We start from the raw sequence: 2,602 nt of genomic DNA, 5'->3' as shown, positions 1-2,602 counted from the left end.
ATTATTATCATGTCCGTTATTTTGAGATATATGACCATTATTCATTGCCATAATATAATAATCATGAGTTATAAATAATAGTCCTAAAAAAGAAAATAAATAAATACTTATTATTTTAAATTGCTTTTGTACTTGAAACATTAATTTAACTCCTTTTTTAATTCAGAAAAATTATTTTTGTTCATATTGCTTGCCAAAAAATATACATATTTTTAGCTCCATTACCCATTTGTTTTAATTCTTCTAACATATATTTATCATCTTCATCATCTCTGGTACCATTATCAAAAAAAACACCTAATAAATAACGAGGTGGATTTTTAATTTTCCACATTATTGCAAATTCTGCTATGTTTCCATTATAACGCGGACCAGTTAGCGTAAAATCAAAATATTGTTTAAATGTTTCATGATTTTTAAGAATATCCATATTTGATACAGTTACGTTAACAATTCTCATATCGCCAACAAACTCTTCATTAGGGGCCGCCATGACTTTTTGATTATTATTAATCAATAACAATCCTAAGAAAACTAACACAAATATATTCAATAATAATAAATTATTTTTAATTTTAAACATTAATTAAATCTCCTTTAATTTTAACATATTAGAATTTGTTAAATTTTTATCACCAATCAGGGTTGGTTCTTTTATTATTTTCATCTTCTTTGATTTTATAACATTATTGTGTTTATTTTGGTAAAGAGATAAAGTTTTGCGGAAAGGGTTAAATTGGAGGTGGAAATTGGTTAATTTGAAATTAGTATCATGAACAAAAGCTTCTCCCAGGTAGTATAGTCTTTGTCGTCGTCTAAGAAGTATTCAGAGCTTTTATATTTAACGATTAAAGAGTTGTTACCTGGCCTTTATATTGTTTTTTTCGAATTTTACATATAAATATAATTGACTGTCATCTTTTTTATCGAAAGAAGCAGAATCGAATCCGTCTAAAATGGTACAATCGTAAATTAACCCTCTTTTATTCCAACGGTCAAAAAAAGGATGACGGTCTTTGATGTAACTGGCGAGGTTAGAAGGGTTCTTTTGGGATTTCAAGGCGTTTTTTGATGGTTCCTAATTCATAAAAATTGATGTTTTTTTTGTTAGCAAGTTGTGTTGATAATAACCGATGTCATTAAGGCCATCAAAGATATAATGGATTTTAATTATTTAACATTTTTGTTTATCATCATACCATTTATTAATTTCTTTGACTTGGGTTTTCCATTAAACTAAGGATTCCTTCTTTTAATAATTTAATCATTTCCATTTCGGTTAAAACAATCCAAATGATAATTAAAAAAAGCAGTAACCCTCACACAATAAAAACCCATTTAATGATTTTTTTTATATTAAACATGATTAGTTCCTTTCGGGTAATTTTGAATATACCAACATTCTAACATATTTGACTTGTTAATTTTAATTAAAACTTTTTTTGAACCAAAAAATTGTTTTTTCAAACATTTTTTTGCATCGTTTGTAATTTTTGTATTAAAGGGTTTAATTGCGCCTTTCCAGGTATTTTGGCTTGCCTATGGTGACTTTAATTTGTTCGTATTCTATTGTTTTTTTGGGGTTAATTTATCTTTTTTTAATTTTACTTTAGTTGTTTCATGGGATTTTTGTTCGTTTCTTTGATTTGTTCTTTGAGTTTATTGATTTTCATAAAGGATTTCAGTATTTTCTTCGAGATATTTACCAGAGACATTTTCTAAAGTTTTAATGGTTAATTTTAAAGTTTCAATGTGCAAAACCTTGTTGGGCGCCTATTTGTCAATTTGTTGTTCTAATTCTTCACTGACACAGTTAATTTCGTTTGCTTGTTCATTGATGAATTGAGTTTAGTTGGTTTATTTCTTGGTTTTTTTGTTGTATAGTTTCTTGATATTCTTTTTCTTTTTGTTGAAAATCAGTTGTTAATTGATCGATTTCCTTTTGAAGTTCTTGTTTTTCTTGTTCTGATAAAGCTTGATTAGTTATTAATTTTTGATTTTTAGTTTTAATTAGAGATTTTTTTAGAGTTGATTTTGGAGTTGTTGGGTTATTTGGTTTTGTTTGTTTATTTGGTTGATTAATTCATTAATTTGTTTTTCTTTTTCAGTGTTAAAAGTTGTTTTTGGTAAAGGTCAGTTGCTAATTGATTAATCTTTTAATCTTGGTTAAAGATTTCTTTTTCTTGAGAACGGATTTTGTCAGTTTGTTGTTGATTTTTCAGTTCCGTTAATTGTTGTTGTTTTTGGGTTTTCATGATCAAAAGTAATTGAGGATTATTAGTTCATTCGGTCTAAAGAGTTTTTAATTTTTAGTAATATTTTCAGTTAAAATTTGAACATTTTCATTAATTTGAGTGTATCAAGGTGTTGTTATTATTGTTGCAGTTCTTTAATTAAACTTATTCTCACTTGATTCGTTTGTCTATCTATTGTTGTTGTGTTGATGAGGGTTTAGCTTATTGATTTGATAGGGTTCATAAAATTCTTCTTGAAAAGAAAGATTATTAGTTTGATGATTTTTTTGGGGAAAAGAAGGAGAATGGCTTTTTCTTATTAGTTCTCTAATTGCCGATTTGATGGTGGAAGTGGCGTAAGCGATAAA

At 26.7% G+C, this 2,602-nt stretch carries 2 protein-coding genes and 1 pseudogene; all 3 read right to left on the bottom strand.

Going from position 1 to position 2,602, the window contains the following annotated elements; all coding sequences use genetic code 11:
• On the bottom strand, nt 1–141 hold a 141-nt coding region (locus AlmWB_RS00995; RefSeq protein WP_192833068.1), incomplete at its 3' end, for an SVM family protein.
• 40 nt (nt 142–181) lie between these two features.
• Nucleotides 182–583 carry an SVM family protein gene (locus AlmWB_RS00990; protein WP_157022387.1) on the bottom strand — a complete coding sequence of 134 codons (402 nt, stop codon included), beginning with the start codon at nt 581–583 and terminating at the stop codon, nt 182–184.
• 1,857 nt (nt 584–2,440) lie between these two features.
• Nucleotides 2,441–2,602, bottom strand: a pseudogene (locus tag AlmWB_RS01905) (sigma-70 family RNA polymerase sigma factor); the annotation flags it as partial.

The sequence above is a fragment of the Candidatus Phytoplasma phoenicium genome (genome assembly GCF_001189415.1).
Classification (GTDB): Bacteria; Bacillota_I; Bacilli_A; order Acholeplasmatales; family Acholeplasmataceae; genus Phytoplasma; species Phytoplasma phoenicium.
This window is presented reverse-complemented; position numbering and strand designations above follow the sequence as displayed.

Coding starts and splice junctions, on each gene's coding strand:
- AlmWB_RS00990 (WP_157022387.1), bottom strand. CDS start 583: ATGTTTAAAATTAAAAATAATTTATTATTATTGAATATATTTGTGTTA.